Here is a 14,623-nt window from a genome sequence, read left to right as displayed (position 1 = left end):
TCAGACGAACGCCGAGAAGCCGGTGATGTGGCGGCCGACGATCAGGTTCTGGATGGTCTCGGTCCCTTCGAAGGTGTGGATGGCTTCGATATCGGCCATATGCCGGGCGACGTGGAAGTCGAGCAGGATGCCGTTGCCGCCCAGCAGGTCGCGGGCCTCGGCGAGCACGTGCCGCGCGGTTGCGGTGTTGTGTGCCTTCGCCAGGCCCGCGAGCGTCGGTTCCGGCCGCCCGCCTGCGGCGAGGTCGGTTCGGCGAGCCGACGGCTGTGCAGGTGTATCGCGGTGACCTTGGCCGGCATCTTGACCAGACGCGCACGAAGGCGCCGGTGCGGGCCGGTCCTGCGCGAGCCGGAAGCTGACCAGCGGCTTTCCGCATTGCACCCGGCGCCCCGCACAGCTGAGGGCGGCGTCGTAGCCGGCGACCGCGTGCCCGAGCGCCGCCCAGGCGCACACGGCCCGGGGGGGGTGGTCAGTGCAGCCGCGGTGTCGGTGAACGACCGGGCCCCGGGCAGCTGGTTCTCCGTCGGTATCCGCACGCCGGTCAGGTCGATGTCGGCCGGCCGTACGGCGCGCACCGAGCCCTTGCTCCCGATCGCCCGCGCGTCATAGCCGGGCGTGCCCACCAGGAGCCCCTTGACCTGCCGGTCGGCTTCGTCGCTGGTCCACAGCACCACAACGTCGGCGATGGTGCCGGTGCCGATCCACCTCTTGTGCCCGTTGATCACGTATGCATCGCCCTCGCGGCGGGCCGAGGTGCGTCGTCGCCGGTGAGCTTCATCGTCTCGCCGATCGAGGCGCCCATGGCGACGAGGTTCGCGTGGTCAAGCCGTACGCCCTTGGGCCGGCCGGTCGAGACGGCGACCACGTCACCGGCGCCGATGCCGGCCGCGGCGAACTGCTCGGCGACCCGGTGGGCCGCCTCCGCGTACGTCAACTCGACCTGGCCGTCGCGTATGCAGGCCCGGGCGTGCACCTCGGGCGGCCGGTGCCACGGCACATAACCGATCCTCACGTACCCACCTCACCGAAGAGCCCACGCTGACCAATCAGACGGGCTTGGGCAGGCAGGATCCGGCGCTGTTCACCGTGAGCCGGCCCCGCCCGCATCGCATGCCTGTCACCTGCCCAGAAGGTAGGAGGGGGTGAAGGCTCGGTACATGTGAGCACAGGCCGAACAGTTACTGGATTCGGCCAACGGCACCGCTGTGCCGCCTCGGGGCGGTCCGTGCCGCTGTAGCCGCGCAGCGTGACCCCGGATGGTCAGCTGATCAAAAGCGCGAGGTTTGAGTGCCGGAAACCCGGGCCACGGGGTGAGAGATGGCCCCTTCCCGGGCGGACTTCTGGGCGGCGACTCGGGAGCTTCGAGGGTAGATGCGACCTGGAACACGTACGAAACGGTTTCGTTTTGATAGACCCTAGGACCTAAGCTCACCGGTGTACGAAACCGTTTCGTTCGATGGGAGTGGATGAGCATGGCTGATGCCGCAACGGGGCGCCGCAGCCGGATCACGCCCGAGCGCGAGGCCGAGCTCTACGCGGCCGTGCTCGATCTGCTTCGGGAGGTCGGCTACGACGCCCTGACGATGGACGCCGTGGCCGCCCGCACCCGGTCCAGCAAGGCCACCCTCTACCGCCAGTGGGGGAGCAAGCCGGAGCTGGTCGTCAAGGCGCTCAGGCACCAGAAGCCGGTGACGATAGGCGAGATCGACACCGGGAGCCTGCCCGGCGACTTCCACGCGATGGTCTCGCAGTCCGACGACTGCCAGATGGAGCGGGACACCTCGCTGATGCGGGGCCTTGCCATGGCGGTGCGCGAGAACGCCGATCTTCTGCGCGCCCTGCGTGAGCTGCTGTTCGAGCCGGAGATGACCGGCCTCGACCGGATGCTGCGGCGGGCCGTGGAGCGGGGCGAGATCCGCGCGGACAACCCCGCGCTGGAGTACGTACCGCACATGCTGGTCGGCGCTCTTGTCGTCCGGGGGCTGATCGACAACCAGCCGCCCACGAAGGCCTTCCTCACCTCGTACATCGACGCCGTGGTCCTCCCCGTCCTCGGCGCCTGACACCCCGGGGGCCCCGCACCCCTCTCGCAGCACCTGACGCGGCCGCTCACGTCGTCGGCCGATGACACCTGCCCCATAAGACCCCACGACCTGACCCGGGAGTACTTCCTCGTGGCCACATTGCTCTACAAACTGGGCCGGCTCTCCTTCCGGCGGCGACATTTCATCGCCCTCGTCTGGGTGGCTCTGCTGACCCTTGCGGGTGTGGGCGCTGCACAGGCGCCCGCGGCGGGCTCCACCTCCTTCTCGATCCCCGGCACTGAGGCGCAGAAGGCCTTCGAGCTACTGGAGGATCGTTTCCCCAGCGCCAGCGCCGACGGAGCCACCGCGCGCGTCGTCTTCAAGGCGCCAGACGGCGAGAAGATCACCTCCTCCGACAACAAGGCCGTCGTCAAGGAGGCTGTCAAGGAGCTCGGCTCGGGCTCCGAGGTCGCCGCCGTCACCGACCCGTTCCAGGTCAAGGGAGTCAGCCAGGACGGTACGACCGCGTATGCGCAGGCGTCGTACAAGGTCTCCAGCAGGGAGCTGGAGGACTCCTCGCGTGACGCGCTCGAGGACACGGTAGAGGAAGCGCGGAACGCGGGGCTGACCGTCGAGATCGGCGGTGACGCGCTCGAGGCGGCCCCCGAGACGGGCGCCACCGAGGTCATCGGCATCGGCGTCGCGGCGGTCGTGCTGGTGATCACCTTCGGTTCGCTGATCGCGGCTGGACTGCCGCTGCTCACCGCACTGATCGGCGTCGGCATCGGTATCTCCACGATCACCGCGCTGGCGAACACGCTCGAGCTGGGCTCCACCACCTCCACCCTCGCGATGATGATCGGCCTCGCCGTCGGCATCGACTACGCCCTCTTCATCGTCTCCCGCTACCGCGCCGAGCTCGCCGAGGGCCGTGAGCGCGAGGACGCGGCGGGACGGGCCGTCGGCACCGCGGGCTCCGCGGTGGTCTTCGCCGGTCTCACAGTCGTGATCGCGCTGGTGGGCCTCTCCGTCGTCAACATCCCCGTGCTCACCAAGATGGGCATCGCGGCCGCCGGCACCGTCGTCATCGCGGTCCTCATCGCGCTCACCCTCGTCCCGGCGCTCCTCGGATACGCGGGCAGGACGGTGCGGCCCGCAGGCGTGAAGAGCAAGCTGCTCGGCGGCGGCCGCAAGAAGGCCAAGGGCGAGTCCGGCGGGCACAGCGCGGAGAAGCCCAACATGGGCACGCGGTGGGCGCGCTTCGTCGTCCGCCGCCCCGTCGCGGTGCTGCTCCTCGGCGTCGTGGGCCTGGGTGCCGCCGCGGTCCCGGCCGCCTCGCTCGAGCTCGGTCTGCCGGACGACGGGTCGCAGCCGACCAGCACCACGCAGCGCAAGGCGTACGACCTGCTCTCCGAGGGGTTCGGGCCCGGCTTCAACGGGCCGCTGCTGGTCGTCGTCGACGCGAAGTCCAGCGACGCCCCGAAGACGGCCGTCAAGGAAGTGGCCACGACCATCAAGGGCCTCGACGGCGTGGCCGCGGTGACCCCGGCGAAGTACAACAAGGCCGGCGACACCGCGATGATCACCGTGGTGCCGGACTCCAAGCCGTCCTCGGCCGAGACCGAGGACCTGGTGCACGCCATTCGCGACGCGGGCACGGACATCAAGGCCGACACCGACGCGAAGGTGCTGGTCACCGGCTCCACCGCGATGAACATCGACATCTCGCAGAAGCTCAACGACGCGCTGCTCCCGTATCTGGCGCTGGTCGTCGGTCTGGCCTTCGTGCTGCTGATCGTCGTCTTCCGCTCGATTCTCGTGCCGCTCAAGGCCGCGCTCGGCTTCCTGCTCTCCGTGATGGGCGCGCTCGGCGCCGTCGTCGCGGTCTTCCAGTGGGGCTGGCTCGCCGACCTCATGGGCGTCGAGGAGACCGGCCCGGTGATGTCGACGATGCCGATCTTCATGGTGGGCGTCGTCTTCGGCCTGGCGATGGACTACGAGGTCTTCCTGGTCACGCGTATGCGAGAGGCGTACGTGCACGGGGAGCGGCCCGGTCAGGCCATCGTGACCGGATTCCGGCACGGGGCCCGGGTGGTCACCGCCGCGGCCGTCATCATGATCGCGGTGTTCGCCGGCTTCATCGGCTCCAGCGAGTCGATGGTCAAGATGATCGGCTTCGGTCTCGCGATCGCCGTCTTCTTCGACGCGTTCATCGTACGGATGGCCATCGTCCCGGCGGTCCTGGCGCTGCTCGGCAGGGCGGCCTGGTGGCTGCCGAAGTGGCTCGACCGCGCGCTGCCGAACGTCGACGTCGAGGGCGAGGGCCTGCGCGACACCCACGACACCTCGAAGGACCCCGACCCGGAGCCCATGGGTACGGCCCTCCCGGCCTCCGCCGACACCGTGCCCGTCGCCGTGCGCGAGCCGGTGGCCGTGGGGGTGGCCGCGTCCGGATCCGATGCCGGGCTCGCGCCGGTGCAGGAGCTCCAGGGGCAGGCCCTGGCCAGTACGGCAGCCGGTTCGGGTGAGGGGCTTTACGGGTCGAACGGCTCTGGCATTCGCGGCACTGTCCGCAACGCGAGCGGTGTGGCCGTCGCAGGTGCCGCAGTGACGCTGATCTCGCCGAGTGGACGGCAGCTGGGCCGCTCTGTGGCGCAGGCCGACGGCTCGTACGCGGTGAATGCCCCCGGGTCCGGCAGTTACGTGGTGATCGTGGCGGCCGAGGGGCACCAGCCGCACGCGTCCACGATCGCTGTGGGCGGGGAGGTGCTGCACGACATCGTGCTCTCCGGGGCGAGCGGTCCGGCGGGCGTGTCGGTGCGGGGCATCGTGTGTGCGGGCTCGGGCGCGGAGAGCCGGCCGCTGCCGGATGCACGGGTCACGCTGGTGGACGCGGCGGGTCATGTGGTCGCCACCGCCACCACCGGTGAGGGCGGCGCGTACGCCTTCACCGACCTGGTCGCCGGTGAATACTCGATCGTCGCCAGCGGCTACCCGCCGGTGGCGAGCGCGCTGCAGGTCGACGGGGCCGGAGTGGACGGCTTCGACATCCGCATGCACCACGCGGACGAGTAGTCCACTTCACCACCTGAGGACACATGGTCTCCGAGTCCGCCGAGAGCGGGGTGGACCCGGGCGCGCCGCCCGTGGGGACGGGGCAGGCGCAAGGGGTAGGGCCCGGCGGCAGCGCGAGCGGCGCTGCCGCCGGGCCCACGCGCGCGTGGACGTCCGGGCCCCGCCCCGGAGTCCGACTCCGGTGCTTCCACCGTCCGCCGCCTCAGTGCGTGATCGAAAGTACGGGCGGGAACTCCGATAAGACACATTGTGGCCCTGGCCATATTGTTTTCCCTGGTCAGGGCCACAATGGCAGACGAGTCGGGCTGTACGCCGGGATCTGTGCAGCGAAATCGGCGGCGCACACGTGGAGAATCAGCTGACGCCCCGGCCGCGGCCGGCCCAGTACGGCTCCCGCAGCTTGAACTTCTGGATCTTCCCCGTCGCCGTCCGCGGGATCGCGTCCCGGAACTCCACACTCGTCGGCGCCTTGTACCCCGCCATCCGCCCCTTGCAGTACGCGATGATCTCCGCCTCACTCACCGCCGCCCCCTCGGCCACCACCACCAACGCCTTGATCGTCTCGCCCCACTTCGCATCCGGCACCCCGATGACCGCCACCTCCGCCACCGCCGGATGACTGAAGATCGTGTCCTCCACCTCGATCGACGACACGTTCTCACCACCCGTGATGATCACGTCCTTCTTCCGGTCGGAGATCGTCAGATGCCCGTCCGCCTCATCGATCGAACCGCCGTCCCCGGTGTGGAACCAATCCCCCTCCAGCGCCGCCGCCGTCTCCTCCGGCTTCTCCCAATAGCCGTCCAGGACCACATTCGACCGCGCCAACACCTCGCCCGAATCCGCGACGTGAAGTTTCACGCCCAGCGCGGGCAGCCCCGCCCGCGACAGCTTGCGCGCCCGCTCCTCAGCCGGCAACTCCGCATCTTCCGGCCGCGCCCGGTTGAACGTCAGCACCGGCGACGTCTCCGTCAGACCGTAGATCTGCGTGAACTCCCACCCCAGCTCCTCCTCCACCCGTTGGATCATCCGGCTGGGCGGCGGCGCCCCCGCACACACGATCCGTACGCGATCACGCCCCGGGACCTCCCCCTCCCAGCCCGTCGCCGCGTCCAGCACCGCGTTCCACACCGCCGGCGCACCGCACATCAGCGTCACCCCGTGCTCATCCACCCGCCGCAAGATCTCCGCCCCATCGACCTTGCGCAGCACCACCTGCTTCACGCCGAGCCCGGCCATGACGAACGGCATCCCCCAGCCATTGCAGTGGAACATCGGCAGCGTGTGCATATACACGTCCCGCTCCCACACCCGCGTATGCAGACCGAAGGTCAGACCGTTCACCCAGATGTTGCGGTGCGTGAGCTGAACCCCCTTGGGGCGAGCCGTCGTTCCTGAGGTGTAGTTGATCGTCGCGGTGGCATCCTCGTCAGGATTCGACCAAGGGCGCGGCTCCACGCCGAACCGCATCAGCTCGCTCTCCGTCTGCTCCCCCAGGACGAACCGGTGATCCGACTTGATGTCCGCCACCGTGTCCTGGACCTCGGGATCGACCAGCAGCACCGAAGCCCCGCTCTGCCGGACCACGTACTCGATCTCCTCCGCCTTCAGACGGAAGTTGACCGGCACACAGATCCGCCCGCTCATCGGCACCGCGAACAACAACTCCAGGAGACGAGCCGAGTTGTGGCTGACCACCGCCACCCGCTCGCCCTCCCCGACGCCCAGCGCATCCAGGCCCGCCTGCCAAGCCCTCACGCGCTCACCGACCCGCCCGTACGTCGACGCCGGCACCGGCGGCGCGGGCTGGCTCGGCTCGTCGATCACCCCGGGACTGGCGGCGAAGCCCAGCTCGGCACGGTCCAGGAAGTCCGCAATCGTCATCGGAACGCGCATCGCTCTCCCCTACTCCTCTATATAACGTGCTGGCTACTTAAGGCTGTTGGAGCCGGCAGGCCGGTCAGGACTCGCCGTCCATCACGCCGCAATCCGCATTCGAAAGGCAATGCCCCCTGATCTTGACGTCTTGAAGACGTCGTCGGCGCGGCCGACATAGGTCCGTCTCGGCGCCTGCCGTCATGCGTCCTCCTCGTTGCGGGACCGGTGCCCAGGATCGTGTAATCAGTGACGCAGGTCTCACTACCCCCGTACGGGGGCGATTTCTGTCGGGAGGACGGAACTCATGACCTCAGCGGCAGAGACGGTGGAGATACGAGCGGCGCTGCCACGGCTCCGCCGGGCCACCGGGTTGCAGATCGCCTTCGGCGGCCTGCTCCACGAGCCACGTCAGATGCGGATCGCCGAACTGAACGGCGCGGTGACAGGCGCACTGCGCGGGCTGGCGATCTGGTCGGGCCATGGGCTCGGCGGCAAGGCGATCGCCCGGTCGCGGCCGTGCGTGGTGACCGACTACGCGACGGCCCGGCACATCAGCCATGAGTACGACACGCCGGTGGCGGCCGAGGGCCTGCGGTCAGTGGTCGCCGTGCCCATCGTCGTACGCCGGAGAGTACGGGGCGTGCTGTACGGGGCACTGCGGCAGGCCCTGCCGCTGGGCGACCGCACCCTCGACGCGGCGGTCGCGGTCACGCGGGACGTCGAGCAGGGCTTGGTCGTCCGGGACGAGGTCCAGCGGCTGCTGACCGCGGCCCGCACACCGGAGCCGGCCGACAGGGCCGGCGCCTGGGAGACTGTCCGCGACACCCACACCGAGCTCCGCGCCCTCGCCCCTCGCATCCCCGACGCCCCGCTCCGCGAGGAGCTGCTCGCCCTGTGCGACCGCCTCGCGACCGCGAACGCCCCGGCCGCCCGCGATGTGTCGATCACCCTGTCGCCGCGCGAGCTGGACGTCCTCGCCTGTGTCGCCACCGGCTGCACCAACGCTGCCACGGCCGACCGCCTGGGCCTGCGCCCGGAGACGGTCAAGGGCTATCTGCGCGCCGCGATGCGCAAGCTGGGGGCGCACACGCGCCTGGAGGCGGTGGTGGCGGCGAGGCGGGCGGGGCTGCTGCCCTGAGGCGGGGTGGCCCTGAGGCCGGGCTGCTGCCCTGAGGCGGGGCCGCTGTCCTGACACGAAGAAGGCGGCTCCCTCACACGGAAGAGGTACAGCGGATGGTATCGGCGGACCGGCTGCTCGCCTTCGCGGCGATGTCCCTGCTGGTGATCGTGATTCCGGGCCCGAGCGTGCTGTTCGTGATCGGCCGGGCGCTGGCACACGGGCGGCGCACCGCGTTGGCGACCGTGCTCGGCAATGTCATCGGTTCGTACGTCCTCGTCGTCGCCGTCGCACTCGGCATCGGGGCGCTCGTCGAGAGATCCGTGACCGTGTTCGTCGCGGTGAAGCTCGCGGGGGCCGCGTATCTGGTGTTCCTGGGCGTTCAGGCATTCCGGCACCGCAAGGAGCTGAGACTCTCGGCGGCTCCTGCGGAGTCGGGCGTCCCGGTCGTTTCCGGCCGCGGCGATCTGCGGACGGTCGTGGACGGCGTGGTCGTCGGGGTCACCAATCCCAAGGGCATCGTCTTCTTCGCCGCCGTACTCCCCCAGTTCGTGGACCACTCGCTGGGCCAGGTGCCCGCGCAGATGCTCCTGCTCGGGCTGGTGCCGATCGGGATCGGCCTGGTCACGGACACCCTGTGGGGCCTGGGCGCGGCGGCCGCCCGGAACTGGTTCGCCCACTCGGAGCGGCGGCTCTCGCTGGTCGGCGGCGCGGGTGGCTTCGCGATGATCGGGCTCGGGGTGACGGTGGCGGCGACGGGGCGGGCGGACTGAGCCGGGGCCGGGCGGCCCGAAGCGAGGCACCTACTCCGCGACATCCCCGAACCGCACGTCGCGCACCATGGCCGAGGTCATGGCGGTGAGCAGGTGCTCCCCCTCCTCGGTCACCGCGGTGCGCTGCGCCCGCGTAAGCCTCACGAACGGCTGGACGGTCAGGGTCGCGGTCTCCTTCGTCTCCTCCAGCCGCCACAGCCCGGCGAGGAACCCGTCGACGAGGAACACGCAGAAGGATTGGTTGCCCTTCCAGGTACGTGCCTTGAGTTCCTCGGCGACGACCCGGCTGCGGTCGGCGTGCGACAGCAGCAGATTGTCGTACTCGGGGAGGAAGCGCGGCGGCGCCGGGGTGTCCGGGTCGGGGTGCGGGGCGTCCGGGAGGTCGAAGAGCTCCACACCGTTCTCGTCGCGGAAGGTGAGCAGCTCGGGGCGAAGCCGTTCGAAGGCGTCCCGGAGCCGGGTCAGCCCGGACCAGGTCTGCATGTCCTTCACCGATGCGGGCCCGAATGCGGCGAGGTAGCGCCGTACGATCGCGTCGGGCGCGGGAGCGGGCTCCACCGGCCGGCCGAACCACTCATCGGCGGTGGTCAGCGTGACCTGGCCGCTCCGGCCCCACAGCCCGCGCGGCGTGGTCTGCACCAGGGGCAGGAGGCAGCGCGCGGCGGTGGTGAGGGCGAGCGGATCGGCGTCGGGCCACTGTGCGATCAGGGCCTCACGGAGCTCCTTGACCGGGCGGGGGCGCTCCTGGAGCAGTTCGCGGCTGAGCGCGGTGAGCCGGGCCAGGTCGACGCCGTCGAGCCCCCTGAGGAACATCCTCAGCTCCCGGTCCGGCCCTCCGGCCTGCGCGAACGTGCGCAGGGCGAGACAGTCCGATGCGGTGTGGGTGTGGATGGTGGAGCGCAGCGTGACCAGTCGCCCGACCTCGCGCGACTCCATCAGCCCGGAGAGTTCCTGTGGGCGGAATCCGTGCAGGCGGGCGGCGAGGGCGTAGTACGGCGGTTTGACGTTCTGCGCCTGGAGCCCGACGAGGTGCTCGACGGCCGCCTTCGCGGACATCCGGTTCTCCGGGTCGCGGCGCAGCAGGAGCTGACGGGCCAGGGTCGCGCGGTTGAGGGCCCGGCGGCCGAGCACGGGGGGCGTGCCGGGCATCCTTTGCACCCCCTTCGTCCCGTGCGTCGGCTGCGTCGGCTGCGTCGGGCGTGTCTTCGAGGCCATGAGCGGCACGCTACTCGCCGTTGCGGACACCTTCTGTCCGCAAGGGTCCGTCGGCATCGCGGATCCCGGTTCCGCGATGCCGGGGGAATTCAGCCCGTATATCCTGCCCGTGGCCGTTGAGCAGGGCCGCAGGAAACGCCCCACGGGAGGTGACCAGGATGTCCGACCGAAGGGCGCGCCCCGCGCCGGTCCCGAAGAAGCACGCCTGGCGCCGCCGCCCGTCCGTGCCCGGCCCGCCGCCCCCTCCTCCGGGCTCTGCAGCAGTACCGGAGACCTCCGCCCCCGTCCAGAAGGACCAGGGCAGCATCGTCCAGGCCGCGCTGTACCGCGACGGCCGCCGCGTCTCCGCACCCGTCTCGCTGGCCGAGACCTTCCGGCAGCTGCGCGAGGAGCCGGCCGGTATGGCCTGGATCGGTCTGCACCGGCCGACCGAGCCCGAACTGCTCTCGCTGGCGGAGGAGTTCGACCTCCACCCTCTCGCCGTCGAGGACGCGATGGAGGCCCACCAGCGCCCAAAGCTGGAACGTTACGGCGAAACCCTCTTCGTCGTCCTGCGTGCGGCCCGCTATCTCGACGCCCAGGAGGAGGTCGACTTCGGCGAGCTCCACGTCTTCGTCGGCAGCGACTTCCTGATCACGGTCCGCCACGGCGCGGCCCCCGACCTCTCGGCGGTCCGCCGCCGCATGGAGTCGACCCCCGAGCTCCTCGCCCTCGGCCCCGAGGCGGTGCTGTACGCCATCCTCGACGCCGTCGTCGACGGGTACGCCCCGGTCGTCGCGGGCGTGCAGAACGACATCGACGAGATCGAGACCGAGGTCTTCAGCGGTGACCCGGCCGTGTCCCGCCGTATCTACGAACTCTCCCGCGAAGTGGTCGAGTTCCAGCGCGCGACCCGTCCCCTCGTCGGCATGCTCCACGGCCTGATGGCCGGATTCGCCAAGTACGGCACGGACGAGGAGCTCCAGCGCTACCTCCGCGACGTCGCCGACCACGTCACCCACACCAGCGAGCGCGTCGACGGCTTCCGCCAGGCCCTGACGGACATCCTCACGGTCAACGCGACCTTGGTTACGGAGCAGCAGAACGCGGAGATGCGGGCGCTGGCGGAGGCGGGCTTCGAGCAGAACGAGGAGATCAAGAAGATTTCCGCATGGGCGGCGATTCTCTTTGCTCCCACACTCGTGGGAACCATCTACGGCATGAACTTCGACAACATGCCCGAACTCAAGTGGGCAGGCGGCTACCCCTTCGCAATCCTGCTGATGGCAGTGGTCTGCGTGAGCCTTTACGTCATCTTCAAGAAGCGCGACTGGCTGTAGACCGCAGAGCAGCGCCGTTGATCAACTTAGCTCTTGCGAACGTCTAGAAACGGCCTGCAGGGCCCCCTGGGGAGAATCTGGGGAGAATCCGCAGCCCGCCCACGCCGGGTGTACTCCCTCGCTCCTTGGGGCTGGCCCTCCCGCACCGCCGACCACCTTCAACTGCACGCGGCTGCGGAGGGTAACGAAGGCGGGTGGCACAGCATCTGCTGTGCCACCCGTTGTCGCGACCAGGTCTGTCCTGTCTCGCCCGACGACTACACCGGCAGTCGTCCAACAACCTTGCCGGTAGAGCGTCGATGTCCGACCCCCTGGCTAGCCTGTCCCCGTGACGCCCACCGATGACCGACAGTTCCCCGCCGCGCTGGCCACTGCGATGGCCGTTCGATTCGACTATGCCGACGGGAAGACCGGGGTCGACTTCGAGCCCTTCCCGGCCTTCCTGTCCGCTGCCGAGACCGCCGACTGGTTCCAGGCGTGGACCGGGAACAGCGAGCTGGACGGCAGCGACTTCCGCGTGTTCGGGCAGGACGGCACGGGCGGGTACGCGGCGTTGTGGCTCATCCGCCCGAGCCGACCACTGGCCGAGCAGCCCGTCGTCTTCCTCGGGTCCGAGGGAAAGACCGGTGTCGTCGCCCGCGACCTGGGCGACTTCCTGTGGCTACTGGCCGACGGCTTCGGCCCCTGGGAAGCCGCCACCTCGTACGAGCCCGACTGGAAGGCGCACCCCAATCCGGAGTTGGCATCCATCGCCGAAGGGTTCGCACCGAACCAGCGCCGGTCGGCGGCAGCCGTGATCGAGCTAGCGGCCCAGGAGTTCCCCGACTTCGACGACACCATCATGGAGCTCTGCCGCTGAACCCAGCGTCGTCACCTGCACGACCGGCCGGAATCACTGGACAAACCTCGATCGGACGCGAGTGATCACCGCCGAACTCACCGCTTCGGCACGGTCCCCACGGCAGGGGAATGGGGGCCGCTCACTCAAGTCACCACGATCCTCTGTCGCGTTCGAGCATCCGTCGACCTCCTGGCTCCGTTGCTGGCGGCAGGGGCCGCCCACCACTGATCCTGCGACTGCCAGTCGGCTACCTCGCCGATCACCTCTCGGGCCAGCCCCTGGACCAACTGATCCGGCAGGATCAGCGCCGGTCAGGTCGGCCAGGCCGCCGGGGCAGACCAGGCCGACAACCCGCCGGATCGTGGCGGCACTCGGTGCGACCCGCACACCCAACGCCCCGACGACCCGGGCACCGAGGCGGGCCAGGGCGTGCTGAGGAGCATTCCCGGACCGCTGGCCGATGGCCGCGCACGAGCGCGCGCCGGCAAGCACCGCCGAGGCGGCGACCAGCAGCACCGCCACGAACGGGTGACGAACCCCCCGACGCCGCCGCGGATCGGGCAGCACCCGCAACCGCTCCACCAGCGGCAATCCCTTCACGCTGCCCAGAGCGGGCGACTTGGTCAGGCAGACGGTGGCAGACTGGCGGCACATCGAAGCTCCGGCTGTTCAGGGCGACTTGGGAAGGTCACCCCGTTCAACCGGAGCTTCGTTGCATTCGTGACGGCCCGACCCGCACTTCTCGCACCACCGCGACCTGCGGACTCACGTGATCACCGGGACTTCGAAGCGCCCCTGGGGCGTTGGGGGTGCGCGTGAATATCCACCACCCGGACGGTCGCCGGTGGAACGAGTCCGTCAATATTGCGTGATAAACGCCGCTCGGATCACCGACCGCCTTTACTTACAGAGACACAGCCGCTCGTTCCGAAACGATCGCCCTTTCAAAGCGCTCGAGAAGAACGCATGACCGCGGCCATGGTCGACCCGCTCGCCAACATTGACAGTGAGGACGCACACGGGTTCGCGTCCTGCACGAGAAATGGAACAGTCAGTGACCACCAATCGCACCCTCGTCATTGTCGCCCACCCGAACCTCACGGAATCCCGTGGCACCGCCACCTGGCTCGCCGAGATCAAGGACTTGGACAACGTCACCGTCCACGACCTCTACCAGACTTACCCCGATTTCAAGATCGATGCCGCACGCGAGCAGCAGCTGCTGCGCGAGCACGACACCGTCGTTCTCCAGTTCCCGGTCTACTGGTACAACGTAACCCCGCTGCTCAAGGCCTGGTTCGACGCGGTGCTGGTTCACGGTTTCGCCTTCACCTTCGACGGTTCCGCCTCCGCGCTGCAGGGCAAGAAGGCTTGGCTGGCCGTCACGGTCGGCAGCACCCTGGAGACCTACGCCGCGGAAGGCCTCGCCCGACGGACTCTCGAGGAGTACCTCGCCCCGGTCGCTCAAACGCTGGAGTTCTGCCAGCTTGACTATCAGGGTTTTCACTCCGTCTACGGCATGATCTTCAACCCGTCGGACGAGGACCTCGTCCTGAACGCCAAGGAATACCGCAGGCTCATCGCGACCAGTGAGACGCCGGTCGGCTGACCTCGATTATTCGTGAATTCTTCGAGTTTTCACGATCAATCACGATGTTTACTCTGGGGCCCAGCCCCAGGCCGCGCGTTCCTGCATGTCACCGCCGCTTCCTTCGCTGAACTCGACGGGAGTTCAGCGAAGGAAGCTCGGCTCAGGCTCGGTGAAGCAGTCTTGAAACCCTACGGGCGGCGGCCGAACCAACTCCTCCTGTGCTTGCCGTTAATGCCGTCCGTGCAGGTCACCCGCAGGGCACAGGTTACGATCTTCGTGCCGGTTCGGCGATGATCGCCGGCTGTGTGTCTACGATTCGTGTTTCTTCTGACGCTGCGGGTACCCGTGTGGCTGCGGCTCTCACGGCGTTCGGCGGCCTGGAAAGACGCGGAGATCCTTACTCTTTCGCCACCAGGTCGCGCTGCTCGAGCGTCGCGTGACCGCGCGCCCGAAGCTGACATGGGCGGATCGGGGTTTGTTCGCCGCGTTCCTGGCTCTGATACCTCGAGCCCGGCACGCGGGCCTGCGACTTCCCGTCAACCCCGCGACGATCCTCAAGTGGCACCGGGACCTGGTGAAACGACGCTGGGCGGAGAAATCGCGGCGCAAGAACCCGGGGCGTCCGCGCCGGCATCCCTCGATCACGAGGCTCGTGCTGCGCATGGCCCGCGAGAACGACGGCTGGGGGTATCGCCGCATCACCGGGGAGTTGGCAGGTCTCGGGATCACGGTGGCGCCCTCCACCGTCTGGGAGATCCTCAAGAGGCACGGTATCGACCCGGCCCCACGA

Annotated in this window: 12 protein-coding genes and 1 pseudogene; 8 read left to right on the top strand and 5 right to left on the bottom strand. The window is 69.3% G+C overall.

Translation table 11 applies throughout. The features are described 5' to 3' along the window. Both ACWCXB_RS04940 and ACWCXB_RS04935 read right to left on the bottom strand, forming a co-directional pair. Positions 1-453, bottom strand: coding sequence for an acyl-CoA dehydrogenase family protein (locus ACWCXB_RS04940; protein ID WP_450719079.1), 453 nt, complete (start codon positions 451-453; stop codon positions 1-3). Between the two features lie 268 nt (positions 454-721). Next, positions 722-1,012, bottom strand: a complete 291-nt coding sequence (locus tag ACWCXB_RS04935) for a hypothetical protein (protein WP_450719077.1) — start codon at positions 1,010-1,012, stop codon at positions 722-724. A 460-nt stretch (positions 1,013-1,472) separates the two neighbouring features. On the opposite strand from ACWCXB_RS04935, the gene ACWCXB_RS04930 reads away from it, so the two are divergent. The 3 genes and pseudogenes from ACWCXB_RS04930 (at position 1,473) to ACWCXB_RS04920 (ending at position 5,099) form a co-directional block, all read left to right on the top strand. Beyond that, on the top strand, positions 1,473-2,063 hold the full coding sequence (locus ACWCXB_RS04930; RefSeq protein ID WP_450719075.1) for a TetR/AcrR family transcriptional regulator: 591 nt from the start codon (positions 1,473-1,475) through the stop codon (positions 2,061-2,063). Between the two features lie 111 nt (positions 2,064-2,174). Continuing rightward, a pseudogene (locus ACWCXB_RS04925) lies at positions 2,175-4,391 on the top strand (MMPL family transporter); the annotation flags it as partial. A gap of 3 nt (positions 4,392-4,394) precedes the next feature. After that, positions 4,395-5,099 (top strand): MSCRAMM family protein, encoded by a 705-nt coding sequence (locus tag ACWCXB_RS04920; protein WP_450719513.1) that lies wholly within the window; start codon positions 4,395-4,397, stop codon positions 5,097-5,099. A gap of 354 nt (positions 5,100-5,453) precedes the next feature. Here the strand turns inward: ACWCXB_RS04920 and ACWCXB_RS04915 are convergent, their stop codons facing one another. Beyond that, on the bottom strand, positions 5,454-6,995 hold the full coding sequence (locus ACWCXB_RS04915) for an AMP-binding protein (protein ID WP_450719073.1): 1,542 nt from the start codon (positions 6,993-6,995) through the stop codon (positions 5,454-5,456). 286 nt (positions 6,996-7,281) lie between these two features. Between ACWCXB_RS04915 and ACWCXB_RS04910 the strand changes: the two genes are divergently transcribed. Together ACWCXB_RS04910 and ACWCXB_RS04905 are read left to right on the top strand one after the other, a co-directional pair. After that, entirely contained in the window at positions 7,282-8,115 is an 834-nt protein-coding gene (locus ACWCXB_RS04910) for a response regulator transcription factor (protein WP_450719071.1), read from the top strand. Between the two features lie 95 nt (positions 8,116-8,210). Next, complete coding sequence (locus tag ACWCXB_RS04905; protein ID WP_450719069.1) at positions 8,211-8,867, top strand: LysE family translocator; 657 nt, start codon at positions 8,211-8,213, stop codon at positions 8,865-8,867. Positions 8,868-8,897: 30 nt separating this feature from the next. Here the strand turns inward: ACWCXB_RS04905 and ACWCXB_RS04900 are convergent, their stop codons facing one another. Continuing rightward, positions 8,898-10,016, bottom strand: coding sequence for a winged helix DNA-binding domain-containing protein (locus ACWCXB_RS04900; protein ID WP_450719067.1), 1,119 nt, complete (start codon positions 10,014-10,016; stop codon positions 8,898-8,900). Positions 10,017-10,240: 224 nt separating this feature from the next. On the opposite strand from ACWCXB_RS04900, the gene ACWCXB_RS04895 reads away from it, so the two are divergent. Both ACWCXB_RS04895 and ACWCXB_RS04890 read left to right on the top strand, forming a co-directional pair. Next, on the top strand, positions 10,241-11,401 hold the full coding sequence (locus ACWCXB_RS04895; protein ID WP_450719065.1) for a magnesium and cobalt transport protein CorA: 1,161 nt from the start codon (positions 10,241-10,243) through the stop codon (positions 11,399-11,401). Between the two features lie 328 nt (positions 11,402-11,729). Continuing rightward, complete coding sequence (locus ACWCXB_RS04890) at positions 11,730-12,260, top strand: SMI1/KNR4 family protein (protein WP_450719063.1); 531 nt, start codon at positions 11,730-11,732, stop codon at positions 12,258-12,260. A gap of 33 nt (positions 12,261-12,293) precedes the next feature. Here ACWCXB_RS04890 and ACWCXB_RS04885 read toward each other — a convergent pair whose 3' ends face one another. Next, positions 12,294-12,896 (bottom strand): transposase family protein, encoded by a 603-nt coding sequence (locus ACWCXB_RS04885; protein ID WP_450719061.1) that lies wholly within the window; start codon positions 12,894-12,896, stop codon positions 12,294-12,296. 400 nt (positions 12,897-13,296) lie between these two features. On the opposite strand from ACWCXB_RS04885, the gene ACWCXB_RS04880 reads away from it, so the two are divergent. Further along, the gene (locus ACWCXB_RS04880; protein ID WP_450719059.1) at positions 13,297-13,851 is read left to right on the top strand and encodes an NAD(P)H-dependent oxidoreductase; all 555 of its coding nucleotides are present in this window, start codon (positions 13,297-13,299) and stop codon (positions 13,849-13,851) included. Positions 13,852-14,623: the final 772 nt, after the last annotated feature.

The organism is Streptomyces sp. NPDC001514, assembly GCF_053597075.1.
The sequence above is the reverse complement of the archived record's forward strand: the minus strand, read 5'-3'. Positions and strand labels throughout refer to the sequence as shown.

Bases quoted from the DNA above. Each gene is read 5' to 3' on its own strand.
- ACWCXB_RS04920 (WP_450719513.1), top strand. From the start codon at position 4,395: ATGGGTACGGCCCTCCCGGCCTCCGCCGACACCGTGCCCGTCGCCGTG.
- ACWCXB_RS04930 (WP_450719075.1), top strand. From the start codon at position 1,473: ATGGCTGATGCCGCAACGGGGCGCCGCAGCCGGATCACGCCCGAGCGC.
- ACWCXB_RS04915 (WP_450719073.1), bottom strand. From the start codon at position 6,995: ATGCGCGTTCCGATGACGATTGCGGACTTCCTGGACCGTGCCGAGCTG.
- ACWCXB_RS04885 (WP_450719061.1), bottom strand. From the start codon at position 12,896: ATGTGCCGCCAGTCTGCCACCGTCTGCCTGACCAAGTCGCCCGCTCTG.
- ACWCXB_RS04900 (WP_450719067.1), bottom strand. From the start codon at position 10,016: ATGCCCGGCACGCCCCCCGTGCTCGGCCGCCGGGCCCTCAACCGCGCG.
- ACWCXB_RS04895 (WP_450719065.1), top strand. From the start codon at position 10,241: ATGTCCGACCGAAGGGCGCGCCCCGCGCCGGTCCCGAAGAAGCACGCC.
- ACWCXB_RS04905 (WP_450719069.1), top strand. From the start codon at position 8,211: ATGGTATCGGCGGACCGGCTGCTCGCCTTCGCGGCGATGTCCCTGCTG.
- ACWCXB_RS04910 (WP_450719071.1), top strand. From the start codon at position 7,282: ATGACCTCAGCGGCAGAGACGGTGGAGATACGAGCGGCGCTGCCACGG.